Raw genomic sequence first — 20,579 nt, 5'->3', positions numbered from 1 at the left:
GGAACCGGCGTCCGGCACCCTCCGCCCGGGCCCGGGGCCGCGGGCCCGGACGGCGTGCGGCACCATCGAGGGGTGCACCGCGACGACGCCGTCGGCGGCCCGGTGCGCACGGCACCGGGGCCGGAGGGCACCCGAACGGTCGACCTCGCCCCGCACCCGTCGAGATCGAGCACAGAGAGTTGTTAGCGTTCCTACCGTGAGTGAGCAGTCCCGTCGCGCCCAGAAGAAGGCACTCACCCGCGCGCACGTCCGCGAGACGGCCCAGCGGCTCTTCGCCGAGCGGGGGTTCGACACCGTGACCATCGCCGACGTCGCCGCCGCGGCGGACGTCGCAGTGCAGACGGTGTTCAACCACTTCGCCACCAAGGACGAGCTCTACTGGTCCGACCGGACACCGTGGGTGGAGGCGCCCGCGGCCGCCGTCCGGGAGCGGGCGGCCGGCGTGCCCGCGCTCACCGCGCTGCGCGAGCACCTGGTCGCCGACGTCACGGCCTACGTCACGTCGCTGGCCACCGTCGAGGGCCGGCGGATGGTCACCACCCTGGCCGGCTCACCGGCGCTGCAGGCCGCCGAGCGGGAGCTGCACTTCGAGGCCGAGGAGCGGTTGCGCGCCGCCCTGCTGGCGGCCTGGACCGGCCCCGACGCCGAGCAGCCCACGCCGGCCGACCCACGGGCGACCGCCGGGCTGGTCGCGGCCACCTGGCTGGCGACCACCCGCGTGCTGGTGACCGAGCCCCGCGACCCCCTGCCGGCGCCCGAGGAGGTGCCGGCGCGGGCCGCCGCCACCCACGCGCTGGCCGAGCGGCTGCTGCGCCGCTACGAGACCGACCTGACCGCGCACGTGGCCCAGGCAGCCCGCACGGAGGCCCTGCGCGCGAGCTGACACGGCGGCGGCACGCAGGTCCGCTCGCAGGCGTGCGGCCGGCCGCCGGCCGGTCAGCGGCGCGCGGGCTCCGCGGCGGGCACCACGATCGGCAGCAGGACGTCGTCGACCACCTGCTCGACGTGCTCGGCGACCATCGCGCCGTCGCCGGCGGCGGTGAGCCGCTGCCACCAGAACGCCTCGAGGACCGAGCGCAGCAGGGCCAGCCGCTCGGCGGGCACCTCCTCGCCGCGCTCGGACCAGCGCGCGCCCAGGCCGTCGACGACCTCGGTCAGCGGGCGGACCAGCGCGGAGTCGAGCCCGGCGCGGAGGTCCTCGTCGTGCCGGGCGGCGCCCACGAGGCTGGCCACGGCCCGCTCCTCACGGGACAGCGGCCGCCGCCAGGACGACACCAGCTCGACCAGGTCACCGCGTGCCGAGCCGCCGTCCTCGGGGACCTCGACCAGCGTGAAGCGACCGACGGCCGAGCGGGCGAGCGCCGACATCGACGGCCAGCGCCGGTAGATGCCGGCCTTGCCGGCGCGGGCCCGGGCAGCGACACGGTCGCTGTTGAGCCTGCTCCAGCCCTCGTCGGCCAGGATGTCGACGGCGACCGCGACCAGTTGCTCGGACAGCTCGGCGCTCAGCGGGCGACCCGGGGTGCCGCTCACGAGGGAGTCCGTTCGCACGTCACTGAGTTGTGCACGTCCACATCCTGACGTGTCGGTGGAGTGACCACAACGACCGGGGCCGACGAGTCACCCCACCGACCCCCCGCAACCCGGGGTTCACGCGCCGGCGGCGCTCTCCAGGTGCACCTGCAGGCTGGCCCCGTCGTCGGTCACCCAGCCCTTGCCGCGGGCGTGCTCGACCATCGCGTCCCACCGCTCGCCCCAGTCCGCGGGGGACTCGGCCGGCTCGGCGGCCGCGCGCAGCGCCGCGGTGTCGAGGTGGCCGGTGTCGCCCTCGACCCGTCCCAGTCCCGCCGCGCGCAGCGCCTCGTCCGCCTCCTCGTCGGTCACCTGGCCGAGCGCCAGGTGCAGGCTCGTGAGGTCGTCGGTCTCGACGACCCGGACCTCGGGACGCTCGTCGGCGCCCCCCACCACCTCGACGATCATGTCGCTCCTTCACACGTGCCAGGGGAAACGGGAGAAGTCGGGGTCCCGCTTCTCCAGGAAGGCGTCCCGGCCCTCGACGGCCTCCTCGGCCGCGTAGGCCAGCCGGGTGGTCTCACCGGCGAACAGCTGCTGGCCGACGAGGCCGTCGTCGACCAGGTTGAACGAGTACTTCAGCATCCGCTGGGCGGTCGGGCTCTTGGCCACGATCCGGCGTCCCCAGTCCAGCGCCGTGGCCTCGAGCTCGGCGTGCGGGACGACGCGGTTGACCATGCCCATCCGGTGCGCGTCCTCGGCGGAGTACTCCTCGCCGAGGAAGAAGACCTCGCGGGCGAACTTCTGCCCGACCTGCCGGGCGAGGTAGGCCGACCCGAACCCGCCGTCGAAGCTGCCGACGTCGGCGTCGGTCTGCTTGAAGCGCGCGTGCTCGGCGCTGGCCAGGGTGAGGTCGGAGACCACGTGCAGGCTGTGCCCGCCGCCGGCCGCCCAGCCGGGGACGACGCAGACGACGACCTTCGGCATGAACCGGATCAGCCGCTGCGCCTCGAGCACGTGCAGCCGCCCGCCGGTGCGGCCCACCTGGTGCTCGTAGCCGTGGCGCCCGCGCACCCGCTGGTCGCCGCCGGAGCAGAACGCCCAGCCGCCGTCCCGCGGGCTCGGGCCGTTGCCGGTGAGCAGCACGCAGCCGACGTCGGTGCTGAGCCGGGCGTGCTCCAGCGCGGTGATCAGCTCGTCGACGGTCTGCGGCCGGAAGGCGTTGCGCACCTCCGGCCGGTCGAAGGCGATCCGGACGACGCCGGCGTCCACGGCGCGGTGGTAGGTGACGTCGCCGAACTCGAACCCCTCGACCGGCCGCCACGCCCCGCTGTCGAAGATCTCCGAGACGTCGTCGCGGGCGCTCATGCCCAGCAACCTAGCCGCGCGGCGGGATGCCGGCCCGACCCGGGCGGACGGCGCCGGCCCCCGGTAGCGTCGCGCCGTGCCCGACGGCGCCGCCCTGCGCGTGGGCACCCTCAACCTGGCCTCCGGCCGCGGCCGCGACGGCCGGGTGCTGTCGGCGCCGGAGCTGGCCGCCGCGGTCGCGGACCTCGACGTCGACGTCCTCGCCGTCCAGGAGGTCGACGCCGGCCAGCCGCGATCGGGCGGGACCGACCAGGCGGAGGTCCTCGCCAAGGCGCTGGAAGCGGTCGACTGGCGGGCCGCGGCGACGCTGACCGGCACCCCGAGCCCGTTCCGCCGCACGTGGGCCGCCGCCGAGCCGGGCCTGCGCGGCCCGGGCACCGCGGTGACCGCGCCGGCCTACGGCATCGCGCTGCTCAGCCGGCGGCCGGTGCGCCGGTGGGAGGTCCTCGGGCTGGGCGCCGGGCGGGCGCGGCTGCCGCTGCGCGCACCCGACCCCGCCACCGGCCGGCCGCGGCTGTGGTGGATCCCCGACGAGCCGCGGATCGCCGTCGCCGCGTGCCTCGACGGGCTCACCGTCGTGGGCACCCACCTGTCCTTCGCCCCGCCGACGTCGATCGGGCAGCTGCGGCGGCTGCGGCGCTGGGCGGCGTCCCTGCCTGGCCCGGTGGTGCTCGCCGGCGACCTCAACCTGCCCGGCGGGCTGCCGGCGCGGCTGGCCGGCGCCACCCGGCTGGTGAGCGAGCCGAGCTTCCCGGCGGCGGCGCCGCGGACGCAGCTCGACCACCTGCTCGCCCTCGGCGAGGGCCGCGGCGAGGGCCTCGCCGGGTCCGACCCGGCCGCGCACCACCTGCGCGTGGGCGACCACCGGGCGCTGACGGCGACGGTCAGGCCGCCGGCGGGCCGCTGAGCAGGGGCCGCAGCCGGTCCATCGAGGCGGCCAGGCCCGGGTGCAGCGTCACCTGGTGCAGCCCGGCCAGCGGCACCCAGGCCACCCCCGTGCTCTCGCCGTCCAGCCGCAGGCGGGCGGGGTCCAGCGGGCCGGCCGGGCGGGCCAGCACGGTGGTGTAGGCCCAGCCGCCGTGGTCGTCGACCCACCGGGCGCCGAGGACCAGGTCGCCGGCCCCGAGCCCCAGCTCCTCCTCGACCTCGCGCAGCGCCCCCTGCTCGGGGGACTCCCCCAGGTGCAGCGCGCCGCCGGGCGTCCCCCAGGTGCCGCCGTGGTGCGACCACAGCGCGCGGTGCTGCAGCAGCAGCTCGGGGCCGTCGTCGCCGTCGCGGTGCACGAGCAGGCCGGCCGCGCCGGCCCGCCCCCAGTGCCGGTGTCCCAGCGAGCAGGTGGTCCAGCCGTCGGTGGGGGTCAGGCCGGGAGTCACCACGCGGACCAGTGAACCGCACTGGCAGGATCCGGCGGAGCAGCCGCCGGGGAACAGGAGGGTCCGTGACCACCACGACGACGACGGCCGAGGTCTCGGGCCTCATCGGCCAGGAGCTGGGCACCAGCGACTGGTTCGAGGTGACCCAGGACCGGGTGGACACCTTCGCCGACGCCACCGGCGACCACCAGTGGATCCACGTCGACGTCGAGCGCGCCACGGCCGAGAGCCCCTTCGGCGGCCCCGTCGCGCACGGCTACCTGACGCTGTCCCTGCTCGTGCCGCTGTTCGCGCAGGTCCTCGTGGTCACCGACACCGCGATGGGCGTCAACTACGGCCTGAACAAGGTGCGCTTCCCCTCGCCGGTGCCGGTCGGTTCGCGGGTGCGGCTGACCGCCACCCTGCAGGAGGTCAGCGAGTTCGCCGGCGGGCTGCAGCTGACCTTCGCCGCGGTGGTCGAGCGCGAGGGCAGCGAGAAGCCCGCCTGCACCGCCGAGCCGGTCTACCGCTACTACGGCGGTTAGCAGCCGGTGCGGATCGCCGTCTTCACCGGCAGCCGGCCCGGGCCCGAGTCGCACCGGCAGGCCGTGACCGCCCTGGGCACCGGGCTGGCCGAGGCCGGCGTCGGGGTCGTCTACGGAGGCGGGCACGTCGGGCTGATGGGCACCGTCGCCGACGCCGTGCTGTCCGCCGGCGGCGAGGTGGTCGGGGTGATCCCGCAGCACCTGGTCGACGACGAGCTGGCCCACCCCGGGCTGCCCCGGCTGGAGGTCGTCGCCTCCATGCACGAGCGCAAGGCCCGCATGGCCGAGCTCGCCGATGCCTTCATCGCCCTCCCCGGTGCCGCCGGCACCCTCGAGGAGCTCTTCGAGGCCTGGACCTGGGGGATGCTCGGCCTGCACGCCAAGCCCGTGGCCCTGCTCGACGTCGACGGGTTCTGGCAGCCGCTGCTGGCCCAGCTGGGCCGGATGGCCGACGACGGCTACCTCGAGCGGCGCCGGCTGGACGCGCTCGGCGTGGTCCGCGACGCCGGCGAGCTCCTCGCGTTCGTCGCCGGTTACGAGCACCCCCCGCGCAAGTGGCGGAAGGACCCTCTGCCCCCGGCCCCTCGCTAGCTCGCGGCGGTCCCCTGCGGAGCGCCGTAACGTCGCGGGAGTGGAGCGCTGGGACGTCGTGGTCGTCGGCGGCGGCCCGGCGGGGGCGGCCGCCGCGCTGTCGGCGCTCGGCACCGGCGCGTCCGTGCTCGTGCTCGACCGCGCCGACTTCCCGCGCGACAAGGTCTGCGGCGACGGGATCGCCCCCGAGGCGCTCGACGTGCTGGCCGGCCTGGGCGTCGACGTCGCGGCTCTCGTCGCCGGCCACCCGCCGGTGCCGCGGCTGTCGCTGCGCTCCCCCGGCGGGGCCGCGGTGCAGCGGGACACGCAGCGGCCCTCGTGGGTGGTGCCGCGCGAGGTGTTCGACGCCCGGCTGCTGGCCGCCGCCGTCGACCGCGGGGCGGTGCTGCGCCGGCACACCGTCCGCGCGGTCACGCCCGGGTCCGACGGGGTCCACGTCGACGGTGTGCTGACCGCGGGGGTGCTGGTGGGCGCCGACGGCGCGGAGTCCGTCGTCCGCCGGGCCGTGGGGCTGCCGCGCAACCGCGACGACCGCATGGCCGTCGCGCTGCGCGGCTACGCCCCGGAGCTGCCCGGGCAGGCCGGCACGCAGGTGCTGGTCACCACCGAGCAGCGCTGGCCGGCCTACGCCTGGTCCTTCCCGCTCGGCGACGGGCGGGCCAACGTGGGCTACGGGGAGCTGGTGTCCGGCGGTGCCACCCGGGCCGCGCTGGTCGAGGGCCTGCAGCGGCTGCTGCCCGGGGTCGAGCCCGAGGCGCTGCGGGCGCACCGGCTGCCGCTGTCGACCGGCCGGCCGCGGCAGCCCGGCGGGCGGGTGCTGCTCGCCGGCGACGCCGCCTCGCTGGTCAACCCGATGACCGGCGAGGGCATCTTCTACGCCGTCCTCTCCGGTGCGCTGGCCGGCCGGGCCGCGACCGCCGGGGCCCGCGCCGGGGCGGTGCACCGGCGGGCGCTGCGGCGGCGGCTGGGCGCCCACCACCGGTCGGCGACGGCGGCGTCGCTGGTCAGCCGCTGGCCGGTGGTGATGGACGCCGCCTTCCGCGCCGCCGCGGCCGACCAGCGGGTGTTCGACGACGTCGTCGCCCTCGGCCTGGCCGACGGCCGGCTCACCGCCCGCACCCTGCTGGCCGCCGCCCGCTCCCTGCGCTGACCCGCGCACCTCGCGGCGGGCCCGCGGATCAGCGGGCCGCGGTGCGGAGGGCGGTGCGCACCCGCGCGGCCAGCTCGACCGGGCAGCCGGGGTGGACCAGGCAGTCGTCGGCCCCCGCGGTGAGCAGCCGCGCGCGGGTGAGGCGGTCGGCCGACGCGCAGACGACCACCAGCACGGCCTGGCGCAGCCACGGGGAGGCCCGCAGCTCCGCGACCCTGCCGAGGGCCGTCTCGCCGTCGTCGGCCACCAGCAGCACGCCCTCCGCCGCGCCCGACTCGACCGGCTCGAGGCCGGCCCGCAGCAGCGCACCGGGCAGAGCCGGGTCGAGCCGGCCGCCGGCGGGGACGAGCAGGACCGTGGGCCGGCAGGGCCGCCCGGCCGAGCGGGCCGCGGCCCGGACGGCGTCGTCGGCCGCCGCCACCGCGGCCGGCAGCTCGCCCGTCGGCACCGGTCGCGCCAGGTGGTGGCCCTGCAGGTGGTCGCAGCCCAGCTGCAGCAGCCGGGCCGCCTGCACCGGCGTCTCCACGCCCTCGGCGGTGACGTCGAGGCCCAGGTTGTGCGCCATGACGACCATCGAGGTGAGGATCGGCAGCGGCTCGTCGCCCCGGACCACCTGCTGCACGAACGCCCGGTCGATCTTCACGCTGTCCACCGGCAGCTCCTGCAGCCGGCCGAGCGAGGAGTAGCCGGTGCGGAAGTCGTCGATGGCCACGCGCACGCCCACCGTGCGCAGGTCGTCGAGCTGGGCGACCACCCGCGGCCCGGCCTCGAGGAACACCGACTCGGTGACCTCGAGGACCAGCTGCGCGGGGCGCGTGCCGGTGTCGGACAGGATCGCCAGGACGGCGGCGGCGACGTCGGGCTCGCGCAGCTGCACCGGGGAGACGTTGACCGCCACCGACCGGCGCGGGTCGGCGGCCAGCCAGGCGCCCAGCTCCCGGCAGGCGGTGCGCAGGACCTGCTGGCCGAGGGTGCGCACCAGGCCGCTGCGCTCGGCGACGGGCAGGAACTCCGCGGGGTGCGCCAGGCCCGAGGCCCGCGGCCAGCGCACGAGGGCCTCCACGCGCAGCGTCTCCTGCCGGCGCAGGTCGACCATCGGCTGCACGTGGACGACGAGCCCGTCGCGCTCGATCACCTCGCGCAGCCCGTCCTCGACGTCGGCACGGGCCAGCACGGCCACCGACATGCGGGGGTCGAACACCTCGTGCCGGCCCTTGCCGCCGCGCTTGGCGGCGTACATCGCGATGTCGGCCCGCTGCAGCAGCACGTCGGCGGCCACCTGCTCGTCGCGGCCGACGCGGGCCAGGCCGATGCTCGCCGTCGGCACCAGCTGCCGGGCGCCCAGCCGCACCGGCGCGTCGAGCACCGCGGTGACCCGCTCGGCCACCCGCTCGCCGTGGTCGCCGTCCTGCAGGACGACGGCGAACTCGTCGCCGCCCAGGCGCGCCACGGTGTCCCCGGGCCGGGTGCACCGCGACAGCCGCCCCGCGACCTCGACGAGCAGCTGGTCGCCGACGTGGTGGCCGAGGACGTCGTTGACGTCCTTGAAGTCGTCGAGGTCGAGCAGCAGCACGCTGACCCCGCCCTCGCGGCGTGCCGCCAGCGCGGCCCGGAGCCGGTCGTGGAACAGCGCCCGGTTGGCCAGCCCGGTCAGCGGGTCGGTGAAGGCCAGCCGGCGCAGCTGCCCGGCCTGCCCGGCGAGCTCCTCGGCGGCGCGGGCCACGGACAGCTCGGCGGTCTTGCGCTCGGTGATCTCGGTGGCGGTGCCGTGGATGCGCACCTCGGCGCCCTCGTCGTCCCGCACGACGGCGGCCCGGCAGCTCACCCAGCCCACCGACCCGTCGGCCCGCAGCACCCGGTGCTCGAGGGCGTACTCCTGACGCCCGGCGCGGACGTCGGCGAGCATCTGCAGCACCTGGGTGCGGTCGTCGGGGTGGATGCGCGCGAGGTAGCCGTCGACGGTGGGCACCAGCGCGGCGGGCGGGACGCCGAAGATGCGGAACATCTCGTCGGACCAGGTCAGCGTGTCGGCCCGGACGTCCCAGTCCCACCGGCCCAGCCGGGCCACCCGCTGCGCCTCGAGCAGCCGGTGCTCGCTCTCCTGCAGGCGCGCCTCGATGGCCACGCGCTCGGTGACGTCCTGCGCGGTGCCCACCAGCAGCAGCGGGGCGCCCTCGGCGTCCCGGGTGACCGAGCCCCGCGCCCGCACCCAGATCACCTCCCCGTCGCCGGTGACGACGCGGTGGTCGAAGTCGAAGACCCCGCCGGCGGCGAGCGCCGCGCCGATGGCCTGCCGGGCCCGCTCCCGGTCCTCGGGGTGGACCATCTCCAGGCAGGTCTCGAAGGTCGGCGTCACCGTCGCAGGGTCGAGCCGGTACACGCGGAACAGCTCGTCGGAGAAGGTCACCGTGTCGGAGGGGACGTCCCACTCCCAGCTGCCCATGGCCGCCAGCCGCTGCGCCTCGGCCAGCCACCGCCGGCTGCGCTCCAGCGCGGCCACGGTGTGCGCGTGGTCGGCGGCCTCCGGGACGCCGTCGTCCATGAGCCCCCCTGTCGACACCCCTGCGCGGGCGGACGACACGGTAGGGCAGCGGAGGCCCGCCGTCCCGGTCCGCCGGCGCGACGGGCGCGGGTCCCCGCGAGCCGCCCGCGACGCGCCGCGGGGCGCGGGTGCGGCTGTCCGGTTCCTCCCGCCGGTCAGCCGGTGAAGGGCCTGCCACCGGCCTCGGTCACCCGGTGGACCTCGCCGACCGCGCGCTCCGGGGGACGAGGGATCAGAGGATGGAGTCGGAGATCTCGGCGAGGGCCTGCTTGATCGCCTGCGCGTACGCGGTCGCCCCTGCCGGATTGGGGTGGCCGACGGAGGCGATCACACAGGTCGGGGACTCCTCGTGGCCCGCGCAGACCGCCGCCCGCGCCTCCGCGATCTCCAGGGGGTCCAGAGGGCGGAAGTCGTCCGAGATCCCGAAGACGAAGGACTGCGGGGCGAAGACGGCGTTCTCCGTGCGGAACCCCGGTGACACGAAGCGGACCGCGCGGTCCGCGTCGAACAGTGGGCGTACGTCGTCGACCGCCTGGGACATGGCCTCGGTACTGAACCGGACCCAATCGGCCTGACGGTCGCAGATGGCGAGGAAGAGGGCCGGGGTCAGCGCGAGGGCCGTCACAGCGCCCACGGTGGCGCCACCGGGCCCCAGGGCGACCAAGGCGACCGCGCTGCCGACCTCGGCGACAGCGAAGCCGAATGCGGCGAGGAGGACGCTCACCCGGGCGAGGTCGCTCTGCGTGGAGACGATCGGGAAGTAGCCGGTCACGATGACGCTCGCACCCGGCAGCGTCTCCGACACTCGGGTGAGCAGATCCCGCAGATCACGGCGGCAGTGCTGTTGCGCCAGCTCGCGCATGTCCTTGCCGAGCGGTGGCGGGAGGAACATCTCCTGGACGGTGACGTCGTTGGCGCCGCCGTCCAACAGCACGAAGTCGATGGTGTCGTCCTCCACCGTGCCGTTCAGGAACGCGGTCAGCTGTTCGTCGATCGAGGGGCGCGACTTGCTGACCTCACCGCCGAACCTGCCCGGTGGCACCTCCGGCGAGGAGGCCAGCTCGTCAGGCGTGTCCGCGTGGACCACCGCTCCTGAGTGGGCCAGGACCGTCACGTCGACCGCGATGCCCCCGTTGCGCTCGCGCAGGTCGTCCCGGACCTGGGCCCACGCCTTCTCCCCCTCGAACAGTCCTTGCCCCCACATGATCGAGTCACCGATCACCAGCATGCGCACCGTGTCGAGCGTGATCCGGAACTCGTTGGAGCCGATGACGCCGAACCCGGGCTGCCGGTTGACGACGGTCACCACCACTGGCTCGCCCTGCGGCCCGTCGCCCTGGAGGTCGGGACTGTCGAACGGTCGTAGCGCGGTGGCGCGGAGTTCGGTGCCGCTGACGCAGAGGGTGTCGGCCGCGGCCACTCCGTTGACGTGCACCTCGCTGCGCTCGCTGAAGCTGGAGCCTCTGACGCTCACCGACCCACCGGGCCGGATCCTCGTGCCCCGGCGTGGTACCGCGCTGGTCACGCCCGTGATGTGGGGACGGCCGTAGACGGGGAAGTCCGCCTCCGTCCCATCGGTCTGCACGACGGCGAGGCGACCCTCTGCCGGCACGCTGTCGGGTGCGTCGGCGACGATCAGGTCGGCCCGACGGAAGGTGCTCTCCAGCACGACTCCGTTGAGTCTCACCTGGTCGGTCTCGGTGAAGTTGCGACCGAAGACGCTGATCTGGGTACCGGGGGACAGCACCTTGGGGCTGACCCTTCGGATGAGGGGACGCAGCAGCGCGTTGCGGAAGTCCTCTTCCTCGATCGCGGTCAACGCGACACCCCGGGGCGGCAGCTCCCCCGGTGCCCCGCCGACCCCGTCGCCACCCGGGTCACCGGAGAGCCCGGTGTTCCCGGGTTCCGCGTTGTCCGCGAGGCCGCAGGTGAAGACCTCGGGCGCGGACGTGACCGTCCTCCCGCGTGGCCCGGCCGGGCCGCCGTCACCGCCCGGGCCGCCACGGCCCTGACTTCCGCCGCCACCGGGGCCGAACAGGACGCGCAGGTCGTCCGTCAGCCTGCCCAGGCTGGCCGGAAGGGCGTAGATCTCGATCCGGCCGCCGTCGCCGCCCCTGCCTCCGTCTCCGCCGCGCCCGCCGGCCCCGCCTCTGCCGCCGTGTCCTCCGAACGTGGCGAACCGCTTGCACGGGTTGATCGGATCGACGTTGCCGGTGATCCAGGTGTTGAACTCGGCGTCCCGTCCCGGACCGCCCGTTCCACCGCGCCCACCTCGTCCACCGTCCTGGCCGTCCTGCCCCCTCTGCCCGCTGAAGTCGAGGTAGGGGGACCCGACGATCTGCAGAGCCCACAGCTCCAGGAAACGGCCGTCCGCGCCATCGAGGCCGTCGTCGCCGCCCCCACCGCCCAGGCCTGTGAACCCCGTTCCTCCGACGGTGTCCGTGGACTTCTGGGGCCCGGCCGGTGGCGGCTTCGACTTCGGCGACGACGTGTTCCGGGCGGATCTCCACTGGAACACCACGTTCTCTCCGACGACCAGCCGCGGAGTCATCACGGTCAGGTGGTCGGTCTGCTCGGAGAAGATGACCGTGCCGTCGGCGGGGATGCGGATCTCCGGGGCGATCCAGTAGGCCTCCGTGGGTCCGCCCTCCTCCTCGACGAGAGGGTCACCTCGGAGTTCACGAGCGTTCACGAGTGCGCCGCGGAGGGCCAGCCGCTGAGGATCCGCCAGGTCGACCACCTTGAGCCCGCCGAGCGTCTTCTGCGCTCCCGCGTCGGTGCGGTGGTCCTTGGTCACCAGCCCGGGCATGACCAGCGTGTGCTCGCCGAGCTGCAGCGGGGACCCGGTGAAGGGTTCTGTGACGCCGCGCGCGTCGAGGACCGCGGCGATCCTGGCCAGGCGTCGCCGGATCTCCGATCTCGGCAGGACCGCTTCCAGGAGGTCGAGATCGAGGGGTGGCTTGATCGGTAGGAGGCCGCCGGCGTGCGGGACCGAGCCGGTCGCGGCCACCTGGGCCCAGGTGCGGGGCGACTGCTCAGCGCTGATGACCGCTCGCTCACCAGCCCGTAGTCGCCGGTTCACGACCACGCCGGACCGGAGGATTCGCAACACGGTGGGGCTCCTCGAACTCGGCGGTCGATGGACTGTCCACCACTGCACCGCTGGGTCCTCAGCGGTGTGCCGTGCGGTCGCCAGGGGTGGCACAGCATGCCCGGAGCCCTCTGCGGCGTCCAGCCCGTACAGCGCGCCGCATGCCGGACACCCGGGGTGGTGTGCAACCCCCGGGTCGCGCGTCGTCAGTCGTGCGGATGAGGTCGACTCCCTGCGCCGGTGCCACCACCTACCGGATGTGGCGGGGAGTCGGGGACACGGGATCCACCCCTCGGACCTCGGGTGGCGCGGGTCCGCTGCCCAGGGCGGAGGGCGTGGGATTCGAACCCACGATGGGTGTGACCCCATAGCGGTTTTCAAGACCGCCGCCATCGGCCGCTAGGCGAGCCCTCCTGGCCGGTCGAGGCTAACCCGCCGGGCGCGCCCCGGCCGCCGTCGGCACCCCGGCGATCAGCCGCGGCGGGACTCCCGGAGGATGCGCTCCAGCCGCTCGAGCAGCTCCTCGAGCGCCTCCTCGAACTCCGCCGCCGACTCGTCCTCCGACAGCAGCGGCTCCAGCCGCCGGACGTGCGGGTAGCCGTCGAGCGCCCCGGCCGGCGGGGACGCCGCGTCGGCCTCCTCGTCGTGCGAGCTGATCGGCACGCCGCGCGCCGACACCTCGAGCAGCAGGTGCCCGAGCAGGAAGCCGGTGTAGGCCCGGTAGGCGGCCACCGCGGCGCCGTCGGAGAAGCCGCTGCCGGTCAGCGCGTCGAGGAAGGACTCCAGCCAGCGCAGGCTGCGCAGCGGCGGCCGCACCCACGGCGCCGCCGGCGGGCGCGTGGCCACCAGCGGGAACACCGCCGGGTGGGCCAGTGCGAGCCGCCGCACCCCGTGCGCGAGCCGCTGCAGGTAGTCCTGCCAGCCGTGCCTCGGCTCGAGGAACACGTCGGGGTCGCCGTACAGCTCGTCGACCACGGTCTCCACGACGCCGTCGAGCAGCCCCTCGCGGCTGCTGACGTGGCGGTACAGCGCCATCCCCTCGACGCCGAGGTGGTTGCCCAGCCGGCGCATGGTGAGCGCCTCGATGCCGTGCTCGTCGATGAAGGAGACCGCCGCGCCGAGGACCCGCCGCCGGTCGAGCGGGCGGCGGCCGGCGCCGGGGGGCGTGGTCGGGATGGTGGCCGCCGCGCCGCCGCGCGCCTGCGGCGTGTCCGGGTCCTGCGCGTCGTCGACCACGCGGACCTCCTCTCCCCCGGCACGCGGGACCGCACTGCCCCGCATCCTCTCCGCTCCGGCCGGGTAGCGGAGGGCGGGCTGCGGTGAGGCCGCCCACCCCCGGCGGCCGGCACGAGAGCCGTGTTTACCCCGTAAACGGACGGGCACCCCTGGAACGCCGCCCCCGCCGGGGGCAGGTCGACGCGCACGAGAGCACCGTGCGCGCACTCTCGCGCCCGACCCCGAGGAGCAGCATGATCTCCGAGCAGCAGATCCAGCAGGTCATCGGCGGCACCGCCGTCGATCGCGACGGCGACAAGCTGGGCAAGATCGGCGAGGTCTACCTCGACGACGAGACCGGCCGCCCCGAGTGGGCGACGGTGCACACCGGCCTGTTCGGCACCAAGGAGACCTTCGTCCCGCTGGCCCAGGCCGAGGTGTCCGGCGACTCGATCCGCTTCCCGTACGAGAAGGCCAAGGTCAAGGACGCGCCGAAGATCGACACCGACGGCCACCTGTCCCCGCAGGAGGAGCAGGAGCTCTACCGCTACTACGGCCTCGGCAGCGGCACCGGCACGCAGACCACCCAGACCACCACCGAGACCACCCAGGCGGCGGCCGGCACCGTGGGCACCGGTACCGCGGGCACCCGCACCGACCGCGACGGCGACGGCGTCTACGACGACGTGCAGGGCCGCGCCGTGGGCCGCGACACCTCCGGCCCGACCACCGACAGCGCCATGACCCGCTCCGAGGAGCACCTCGAGGTGGGCACCCAGCGCGTCGAGGCCGGCCGCGCCCGGCTGCGCAAGTACGTCACCACCGAGCGCGAGACGGCGACCGTGCCGGTGTCGCACGAGGAGGTGCGGGTCGAGCGCGAGCCGATCACCGACGCCAACGTCGGCAACGCCCTCGACGGCCCCACCATCTCCGAGGAGGAGCACGAGGTCACGCTGCACGCCGAGCGTCCCGTCGTCTCCACCGAGGCCACCCCGGTCGAGCGGGTCCGCCTGGACACCGAGACGGTCACCGGCCAGGAGACCGTGAGCGGCGACGTCCGCAAGGAGCAGATCGACGTCGACACCGACGGGGTCGACCCCCGGCGCTGAGCGACGCCACACCCCGGACGGGCCGGGCAGCTGCGGCTGCCCGGCCCGTCCGCGTCCTGCCGGCGGGTGCCGGGTCAGGACACGAGGTCCTCGCGCACCTGCCGGTGACGACGCGGTAGCCGGAACTCGCGTGGAGCCCGGTGTCGCGGGCGTCGCCCCCGGACACGTCGAGCTCCAGCGACCCCGGTGCCGTGCGAGCGCACCGCGCCCTCCGGCGCCCACGTCCGGCCCGCCACCGGGTCCGCGGGCATGAACCGGCCCCGGCCGGTGTTCGTGCAGGAAAGGGTCCGCGGGTTCCCCGTGTCGACCTCCTGCCCGCACGTCGACCGAAGGACACCCCCTGCCCGAGACCGTCCCCCCGCCGTCCACCGCCCGCCGTCGCCGGCGGCTGCCCGCCGAGGAGCGTCCCGCGACCAGCCCCGACCGCGCCGCCGACCGCGAGGCCGCCCGCGAGGAGCGCCGCGCCCAGCAGTCGTGGGTCGAGGGCGCCGCGCCGGAGCTGCCCGTCCGCAGCACCCCGCCCGAGCGCGTCGTCTTCCACCTCGGCCCGACCAACTCCGGCAAGACGTACGAGTCGCTGCAGGCCCTGGCCGCCACCGGCTCCGGGGTCTACGCCGCGCCGCTGCGCCAGCTCGCGCACGAGGCCTACGCCAAGCTCTCCGCCCTGCTGCCCGCGGGCACGGTCGGCCTGTCCACCGGCGAGGAGGAGGTCGACCCGCACGCGCCGGTCGTCTGCTGCACGGTGGAGAAGGCGCCGCTGCGCGGTGAGCTGCTCGTGCTCGACGAGTCGCACTGGGTCGCCGACCCCGACCGCGGCCACCACTGGGCGCGGCTGCTGCTCACCGGCGAGTACCGCGAGATGCACCTGATCTCGGCTGCCGAGGCCCACCCGCTGCTGGCGCCGCTGGTCGACGACGCCGGGTCCGTCGAGGTCGTCACCCACCAGCGGCTGTCCCGGCTCGACGTGCTGCGCGCCCCGGTCCGCACCACCGGCGTCCGGCCGCAGACCCTCGTCGTCGCCTTCTCCCGCAAGACCGTCTACGCCGTCGCCGCCGAGCTCGACCGGCACCGGCCGGGCCGGGTCGGCGTCCTCTACGGCGCGCTGCCCCCGGCCACCCGGCGCGAGGTCATCCAGCGGTTCACCACCGGGGAGCTCGACGTCCTGGTCACCACCGACGTCATCGGCCACGGCATCAACGTGCCGGCCACCACCGTGCTGTTCGCCGAGACGACGAAGTTCGACGGCACGGAGCTGCGGCCGCTGCGCAGCTGGGAGGCCGCGCAGATCGCCGGGCGGGCCGGCCGCTACGGGCTGACCGGCCACGGCACGGTCGGCGTCCTCACCGGCGTGCGGGGGCTCAAGCCGTCGACGGCGCTGGTGTCCCACGGCGCCGAGGTCGCCCGCGGTGACCGGGCCAGCGACCTGCCCCGGCGGGCGCCGCGGCTGCGGCCGGAACTCGCCGACCTCGGCGCGCTGGAGGCGGTCGACCTCCCCGAGGCGCTGGTCCGCTGGCAGGCGTGGGCCCGCGCGGCCACCCGCGACGAGGCGGTGACGCCGGACGACGTCACCAGCCTGGTGCTGCGGGTGCAGGCGCTGCTGCCGCTGCTGCGCGGACCGCTCGGCGCCGCCGGCGACCTGCACACCGTCTGGCGGCTGGTCACCCTGGCCATCGACTACCAGCCGCCGCGCCGCACCCGCTGGCTGGTACTGGCGCGGGCGGCGCTGCGGCACGCGGCCGGACTGCCCGTCGCCCCGGAGCTCGTGCTGCCCGACGTGCCCGTCGGCGGCTCGGTCGAGGAGTACGAGCAGGCCGCGGCGGCCGCCCGTGACGCGCAGACGCTGCTCCGGCAGTTCCCCGGCGTCGCCGGCCTGGACGCCGACGACGCCGCCTGGGTCGAGGAGGAGTGCGCCGAGGCGATCAGCGAGATGCTCCCGGACGCCATCGCGGTCAGCCGGTCCTCGGCCTGCGCCGAGTGCGGGACCGCCATCGCCCCCTGGTTCTCCACCTGCCGCCCGTGCAGCGCCCCCCGCGGCCGGGGTCCCGGCCGCGACACCGGCCGGGACCCCGCGCGCGGCGGGCGGCGCGGGCCGCGCTCGGGGTCCCGGCAGGGCCGGCGCGCCACCCGCAGCGGCCGGGGCTGACCCGGTCTCAGGCCGCCGGGTCGCCGGCGTCCACCGGCGCGTCGGGCCGCTCGCGCTCGACGGGCGTGCCCACCACCCCGTGCAGGTGGCAGGCCGCGACGTGGCCCGGCGCGGAGCCGACCGGCTGCAGCGCCGGGTCGACGTCGGGGCAGGGCTGGAAGACGTCGGGGCAGCGGGTCCGGAACCGGCAGCCGCTGGGCACCCGGGACGGCGAGGGGACGTCGCCGCGCAGCACGATCCGCTGCCTCGAGCGCTCCAGCTCCGGGTGCGGCAGCGGGACGGCCGACAGCAGCGCCCGGGTGTAGGGCATCTGCGGCCCGGCGGCGACGGCGGCCGCGGGCCCGACCTCCACCACCCGGCCCAGGTACATGACCGCGATCCGGTCGGACACGTGCCGCACCGCCGACAGGTCGTGCGAGATGAACAGCAGGGTGAGCCCGAGCTGCCGCTGCAGCCGGCGCAGCAGGTTGAGCACCTGGGCCTGCACGCTGACGTCGAGGGAGGCGATGGCCTCGTCGCACACGAGGAAGTCCGGCTCGCCGGCCAGGGCCCGGGCGATGCCCACGCGCTGCCGCTGACCGCCGGAGAACTCGTGCGGGTACCGGGCGGCGACGGCCGGGTCCAGCCCGACCAGCTGCAGCAGCTCGCGCACCCGCGCGGCCCTCGCCTGCCGCCCCGGGTGCAGGCCGTGCACCTCCAGCGGCTCGGCCACCGTCTGCGCGACCGTGCGCCGCGGGTCGAGCGAGGCGAACGGGTCCTGGAACACCATCCCCGCCCGCCGGCGCAGCTCCCGCAGCTCCCGGCGGCGCATCCGGGTGACGTCGGCGCCGTCGAAGGTCACCGTGCCGCCGGTCGGCGGGACCAGCCGGAGCAGCGCGTTGCCCAGCGTCGACTTCCCGCAGCCGGACTCCCCGACCAGGCCCAGCGTCTCGCCGCGGTGCACGTCGAGGTCCACGCCGTCCACCGCGCGCAGCACCCCCGTCGTCCGGCGCAGCGCCCCGCCCGAGCGGATCGGGAAGTGCACCTCCAGCCCGCGGGCGGACACGAGCACGTCCGGCGCCCCCTCCGCGGGCCCGCCCTTCGCCGGCGACGTCACGACGCCTCCCCCTCCGCGCACCACGTCGCCGCCCGGTGCGGCAGGCCACCGGTCCCGGCCGCCACGACGGCCAGCGGGGGCTGCTCGGTCTCGCAGCGGGCGTCGCCGCGCACCGGGCAGCGCGGCCAGAACACGCACCCCGCCGGCAGGTCGGTGGGCGGGGGCGGCGTGCCGGGGATGGTGGCGAGGTCCGCCTCGTCGTCCGTCGCCAGGTCCGGCAGCGCCCCGAGCAGGCCGCGCGTGTAGGGGTGCACCGGCCGCTCGAGGACGTCGTCGACCGTGCCGTCCTCCACGCAGCGCCCGCCGTACATGACCAGCACCCGGTCGGCGATGCCCGCGACGACGCCGAGGTCGTGGGTGATCCAGACGACGCCGGTGCCGTGCTCGGTCTGCAGCCCCTCGACCAGGTCGAGGATCTGCGCCTGCACGGTGACGTCGAGGGCGGTGGTCGCCTCGTCGGCGATCAGCAGTGACGGTGAGTTCGACAGCGCGATCGCGATGACCACCCGCTGCCGCATGCCGCCCGAGAGCTCGTGCGGGTAGCGGTCGACCGCACGGCCGGGGTCGGGCAGGCCCACCTCGCCGAGCAGCTCCACCGCCCGTGCCCGGGCCGCCGCCTTGGACAGCGACCCGTGCGCGCGCAGCCCCTCGGTGAGCTGCCGGCCGACGGTGAGCACCGGGTTCAGCGAGGTCATCGGGTCCTGGAACACCATGCCCACGCCGGGACCGCGGACCTGCCGCAGCCGCTCGGGCGACATGGTGAGCAGGTCCTCGCCGTCGAGCAGCGCCCGCCCGGTGACCGTCGCCGTCCGCGCCGGCAGCAGGCCGAGCAGGGCCAGCACTGAGACGCTCTTGCCGCTGCCGGACTCCCCGACAACAGCCACGGTCTCCCCCGCGCCGACGGTGTAGCTCAGCCCGTTGACCACGTGCGCCGTCCCGCGCGGGGTGCGCAGGTCCACCCGCAGGTCCTCGACCTCCAGCACGGGCGCCGTCACCGGCCGCCCCCGGCCATGAGGGTGCGCTGCCGCGGGTCGAGGACGTCGCGCAGCCCGTCGCCGAGCAGGTTGAAGCACAGCACCGTGACCACGATCGCCAGCCCCGGGAAGACCGTGTACCACCAGGCCTGGTCGATGAACCCGCGGCCGTCGGCGAGCATCAGCCCCCACGACGGGTTCGGCCGCCGCGGGCCCAGGCCGAGGAAGGACAGCGCCGCCTCGGCCAGCACCGCGAAGGCCAGGCTGATCGAGGTCTGCACGATGATCGGCGGGGCCGCGTTGGGCAGCACGTGCCGGGTGATCAGCCGCCAGTCCGAGGCGCCCACCGACCGCGAGGCGCGCACGTAGACCTCCTCGCGGACGCCGAGCACGCTGGCGCGGGTGACCCGGGCGAAGATCGGCACGTAGACGATGCCGATGGCGAGGATCGCGTTGGCCGGCCCGGCGCCGCGGATGGCGACGATCGCGATGGCCAGCAGCACGGCGGGGAAGGCGAACAGCACGTCCATGAGCCGCATGAGGGTGTCGTCGACCCACCGGCCGTAGTAGCCGGCCAGCAGACCGATGAGCGTGCCCACCACCAGCGCGAACGCGACGGACAGGAAGCCGACCCGCAGCGACGTCGCCGCGCCCAGGACCACCCGGCTGAGGATGTCGCGGCCGAACTCGTCGGTGCCGAACGGGTGGCTCCAGCTCGGCGGCTGCAGCTGCCGGGAGGGGTCCTGGTCGTTCGGGCCGTCGGGTGCCAGCGTCTCGTCGAACACCGCCATCAGCACGATCAGGACCAGGACGACGGCGGAGACGGCCGCGGTCGGGTTGCGGGCGAGCAGCCCGAGCGTCTCCCGCCAGCGCGGGCGAGGCGGGGCCGCCGTCGGCAGGGGCTCGGACGGCGGCGGTGCGGCCGGGGTGGCGCCCGGCGTCGGCAGCTGCGTCATCGGCGGGCGATCCTCGGGTCGATGCGGCTGTAGAGCAGGTCCACCAGCAGGTTGATCACGAGGAACACGAGGGCGAAGAGCAGGACGGCGCCCTGCAGCACGGGGAAGTCGCGGTCGCGCACCGCCTGGTAGGCCAGCTGCCCCAGGCCCGGCCAGGAGAAGACGATCTCCACCACGACGACGCCGGAGAGCAGGTAGGCCAGCTGCACGCCGGTCACCGTGACCAGCGGCAGCAGCGCGTTGCGCAGCACGTGCCAGGTGAGCACCTGCCGGGTCGGCACGCCCTTGGCCTGCGCCGTCCGCACGTGGTCCGAGCCCAGCGCCTCGAGCATGCTCGACCGGACGAACCGGGTGATCACCGACCCGGACACCACGCCGGTGGCGACCGCCGGCAGCACCAGCCGCTGCAGCCAGCCCAGCGGGTCCTCGGTCAGCGCCACGTAGCCGCCGGAGGGCAGGACGCCCAGGGTCCCGGCGAAGACCAGGATGAGCATGATCGACAGCCAGAAGTCCGGCACCGAGATGCCGAACTGGCTGACCACGGTGGCCAGCCGGTCGACGAACGACCGCGGGTGCAGCGCCGAGAGCATCCCCAGCGGCAGCGCGATGACCAGCGCCACCAGCAGCGCGGCGACGGCCAGCGTCAGCGTCGCCGGCAGCCGCTCCGCGATCAGCGAGGTGACCGTGTCCCCGCTGCGGAAGCTGACCCCGAGGTCACCGGTGACCGCCCGCCCGGCCCAGGTGACGTACTGCTGGACCAGGGGCAGGTCCAGCCCGCTGCGCTCCCGCAGGGCGTCGTAGGTCTCCTGGGAGAACCGCGTGCCGAGGGCCAGGCGGATCGGGTCGCCCCGCACGAGGTGGATCAGGGAGAAGACCAGGACGCTCACGCCGGCCAGGACGACGACGGCCTGGCCGGCCCGCCGGAGCAGGTACCC

Annotated in this window: 18 protein-coding genes and 1 tRNA gene; 7 read left to right on the top strand and 12 right to left on the bottom strand. The window is 75.7% G+C overall.

What is annotated here, in order from left to right:
- Positions 1 to 196: 196 nt before the first annotated feature.
- Positions 197 to 883, top strand: a complete 687-nt coding sequence (locus BMZ33_RS07860) for a TetR/AcrR family transcriptional regulator (protein ID WP_169064040.1) — start codon at positions 197 to 199, stop codon at positions 881 to 883.
- Positions 884 to 936: 53 nt separating this feature from the next.
- Here the strand turns inward: BMZ33_RS07860 and BMZ33_RS07855 are convergent, their stop codons facing one another.
- The 3 genes from BMZ33_RS07855 to BMZ33_RS07845 all read right to left on the bottom strand — a co-directional run bounded on the left by BMZ33_RS07855 (position 937) and on the right by BMZ33_RS07845 (position 2,880).
- Positions 937 to 1,533, bottom strand: coding sequence for a TetR-like C-terminal domain-containing protein (locus tag BMZ33_RS07855; protein ID WP_091109030.1), 597 nt, complete (start codon positions 1,531 to 1,533; stop codon positions 937 to 939).
- A 117-nt stretch (positions 1,534 to 1,650) separates the two neighbouring features.
- Entirely contained in the window at positions 1,651 to 1,980 is a 330-nt protein-coding gene (locus BMZ33_RS07850) for a hypothetical protein (RefSeq protein ID WP_091109029.1), read from the bottom strand.
- A gap of 9 nt (positions 1,981 to 1,989) precedes the next feature.
- Entirely contained in the window at positions 1,990 to 2,880 is an 891-nt protein-coding gene (locus BMZ33_RS07845) for a 1,4-dihydroxy-2-naphthoyl-CoA synthase (protein WP_091109028.1), read from the bottom strand.
- Positions 2,881 to 2,956: 76 nt separating this feature from the next.
- Here BMZ33_RS07845 and BMZ33_RS07840 point away from each other — a divergent pair, with 76 nt between their 5' ends.
- Positions 2,957 to 3,787, top strand: a complete 831-nt coding sequence (locus BMZ33_RS07840) for an endonuclease/exonuclease/phosphatase family protein (RefSeq protein ID WP_169064039.1) — start codon at positions 2,957 to 2,959, stop codon at positions 3,785 to 3,787.
- Here the strand turns inward: BMZ33_RS07840 and BMZ33_RS07835 are convergent.
- Positions 3,765 to 4,256 carry an NUDIX domain-containing protein gene (locus tag BMZ33_RS07835; RefSeq protein WP_169064038.1) on the bottom strand — a complete coding sequence of 164 codons (492 nt, stop codon included), beginning with the start codon at positions 4,254 to 4,256 and terminating at the stop codon, positions 3,765 to 3,767. The two genes, BMZ33_RS07840 and BMZ33_RS07835, sit on opposite strands and share 23 nt — an antisense overlap.
- A 62-nt stretch (positions 4,257 to 4,318) precedes the next feature.
- Between BMZ33_RS07835 and BMZ33_RS07830 the strand changes: the two genes are divergently transcribed.
- Genes BMZ33_RS07830 through BMZ33_RS07820 form a run of 3 tightly spaced genes read left to right on the top strand, consistent with a single transcriptional unit; the run spans position 4,319 to position 6,518 of the window.
- Positions 4,319 to 4,777, top strand: a complete 459-nt coding sequence (locus BMZ33_RS07830) for a MaoC family dehydratase (RefSeq protein WP_091109027.1) — start codon at positions 4,319 to 4,321, stop codon at positions 4,775 to 4,777.
- 6 nt (positions 4,778 to 4,783) lie between these two features.
- Positions 4,784 to 5,368, top strand: coding sequence for an LOG family protein (locus BMZ33_RS07825; RefSeq protein WP_091109026.1), 585 nt, complete (start codon positions 4,784 to 4,786; stop codon positions 5,366 to 5,368).
- A gap of 40 nt (positions 5,369 to 5,408) precedes the next feature.
- Positions 5,409 to 6,518, top strand: coding sequence for an NAD(P)/FAD-dependent oxidoreductase (locus BMZ33_RS07820; protein WP_091109025.1), 1,110 nt, complete (start codon positions 5,409 to 5,411; stop codon positions 6,516 to 6,518).
- Positions 6,519 to 6,546: 28 nt separating this feature from the next.
- Here the strand turns inward: BMZ33_RS07820 and BMZ33_RS07815 are convergent, their stop codons facing one another.
- From BMZ33_RS07815 to BMZ33_RS07790, 4 genes are all read right to left on the bottom strand, one after another.
- Entirely contained in the window at positions 6,547 to 9,060 is a 2,514-nt protein-coding gene (locus tag BMZ33_RS07815; RefSeq protein WP_091109024.1) for an EAL domain-containing protein, read from the bottom strand.
- Positions 9,061 to 9,292: 232 nt separating this feature from the next.
- Positions 9,293 to 12,172, bottom strand: coding sequence for an SGNH/GDSL hydrolase family protein (locus BMZ33_RS24415; RefSeq protein ID WP_136697227.1), 2,880 nt, complete (start codon positions 12,170 to 12,172; stop codon positions 9,293 to 9,295).
- A 306-nt stretch (positions 12,173 to 12,478) separates the two neighbouring features.
- Positions 12,479 to 12,565: transfer RNA gene (locus BMZ33_RS07795), tRNA-Ser, on the bottom strand.
- Positions 12,566 to 12,622: 57 nt separating this feature from the next.
- Positions 12,623 to 13,387, bottom strand: a complete 765-nt coding sequence (locus BMZ33_RS07790; RefSeq protein WP_169064037.1) for a TetR/AcrR family transcriptional regulator C-terminal domain-containing protein — start codon at positions 13,385 to 13,387, stop codon at positions 12,623 to 12,625.
- Between the two features lie 233 nt (positions 13,388 to 13,620).
- On the opposite strand from BMZ33_RS07790, the gene BMZ33_RS07785 reads away from it, so the two are divergent.
- Both BMZ33_RS07785 and BMZ33_RS07780 read left to right on the top strand, forming a co-directional pair.
- Positions 13,621 to 14,475, top strand: a complete 855-nt coding sequence (locus tag BMZ33_RS07785) for a DUF2382 domain-containing protein (RefSeq protein WP_091109020.1) — start codon at positions 13,621 to 13,623, stop codon at positions 14,473 to 14,475.
- 499 nt (positions 14,476 to 14,974) lie between these two features.
- Positions 14,975 to 16,618: a helicase-related protein gene (locus BMZ33_RS07780; RefSeq protein ID WP_425283684.1), complete on the top strand. Its 1,644-nt coding sequence runs from the start codon at positions 14,975 to 14,977 to the stop codon at positions 16,616 to 16,618.
- Between the two features lie 7 nt (positions 16,619 to 16,625).
- On the opposite strand, the gene BMZ33_RS07775 is transcribed toward BMZ33_RS07780, so the two are convergent.
- From BMZ33_RS07775 to BMZ33_RS07760, 4 genes are read right to left on the bottom strand one after another with little or no spacing between them, the layout of a single operon-like run.
- Positions 16,626 to 17,714, bottom strand: a complete 1,089-nt coding sequence (locus BMZ33_RS07775; RefSeq protein WP_169064035.1) for an ABC transporter ATP-binding protein — start codon at positions 17,712 to 17,714, stop codon at positions 16,626 to 16,628.
- Positions 17,711 to 18,709 (bottom strand): ABC transporter ATP-binding protein, encoded by a 999-nt coding sequence (locus BMZ33_RS07770; protein WP_091109018.1) that lies wholly within the window; start codon positions 18,707 to 18,709, stop codon positions 17,711 to 17,713. Before BMZ33_RS07770 ends, BMZ33_RS07775 begins: the two co-directional genes overlap by 4 nt.
- The gene (locus BMZ33_RS07765) at positions 18,706 to 19,644 is read right to left on the bottom strand and encodes an ABC transporter permease (protein ID WP_091109017.1); all 939 of its coding nucleotides are present in this window, start codon (positions 19,642 to 19,644) and stop codon (positions 18,706 to 18,708) included. The genes BMZ33_RS07770 and BMZ33_RS07765 overlap by 4 nt, the downstream gene beginning before the upstream one ends.
- Positions 19,641 to 20,573, bottom strand: a complete 933-nt coding sequence (locus BMZ33_RS07760) for an ABC transporter permease (RefSeq protein ID WP_280139201.1) — start codon at positions 20,571 to 20,573, stop codon at positions 19,641 to 19,643. Before BMZ33_RS07760 ends, BMZ33_RS07765 begins: the two co-directional genes overlap by 4 nt.
- Between the last annotated feature and the right edge of the window lie 6 nt (positions 20,574 to 20,579).

Source organism: Geodermatophilus dictyosporus (genome assembly GCF_900115505.1).
Taxonomy (GTDB): Bacteria; Actinomycetota; Actinomycetes; order Mycobacteriales; family Geodermatophilaceae; genus Geodermatophilus; species Geodermatophilus dictyosporus.
Note: the sequence above shows the minus strand (reverse complement) of the source record. Positions and strands in the feature narration are given on the sequence as shown.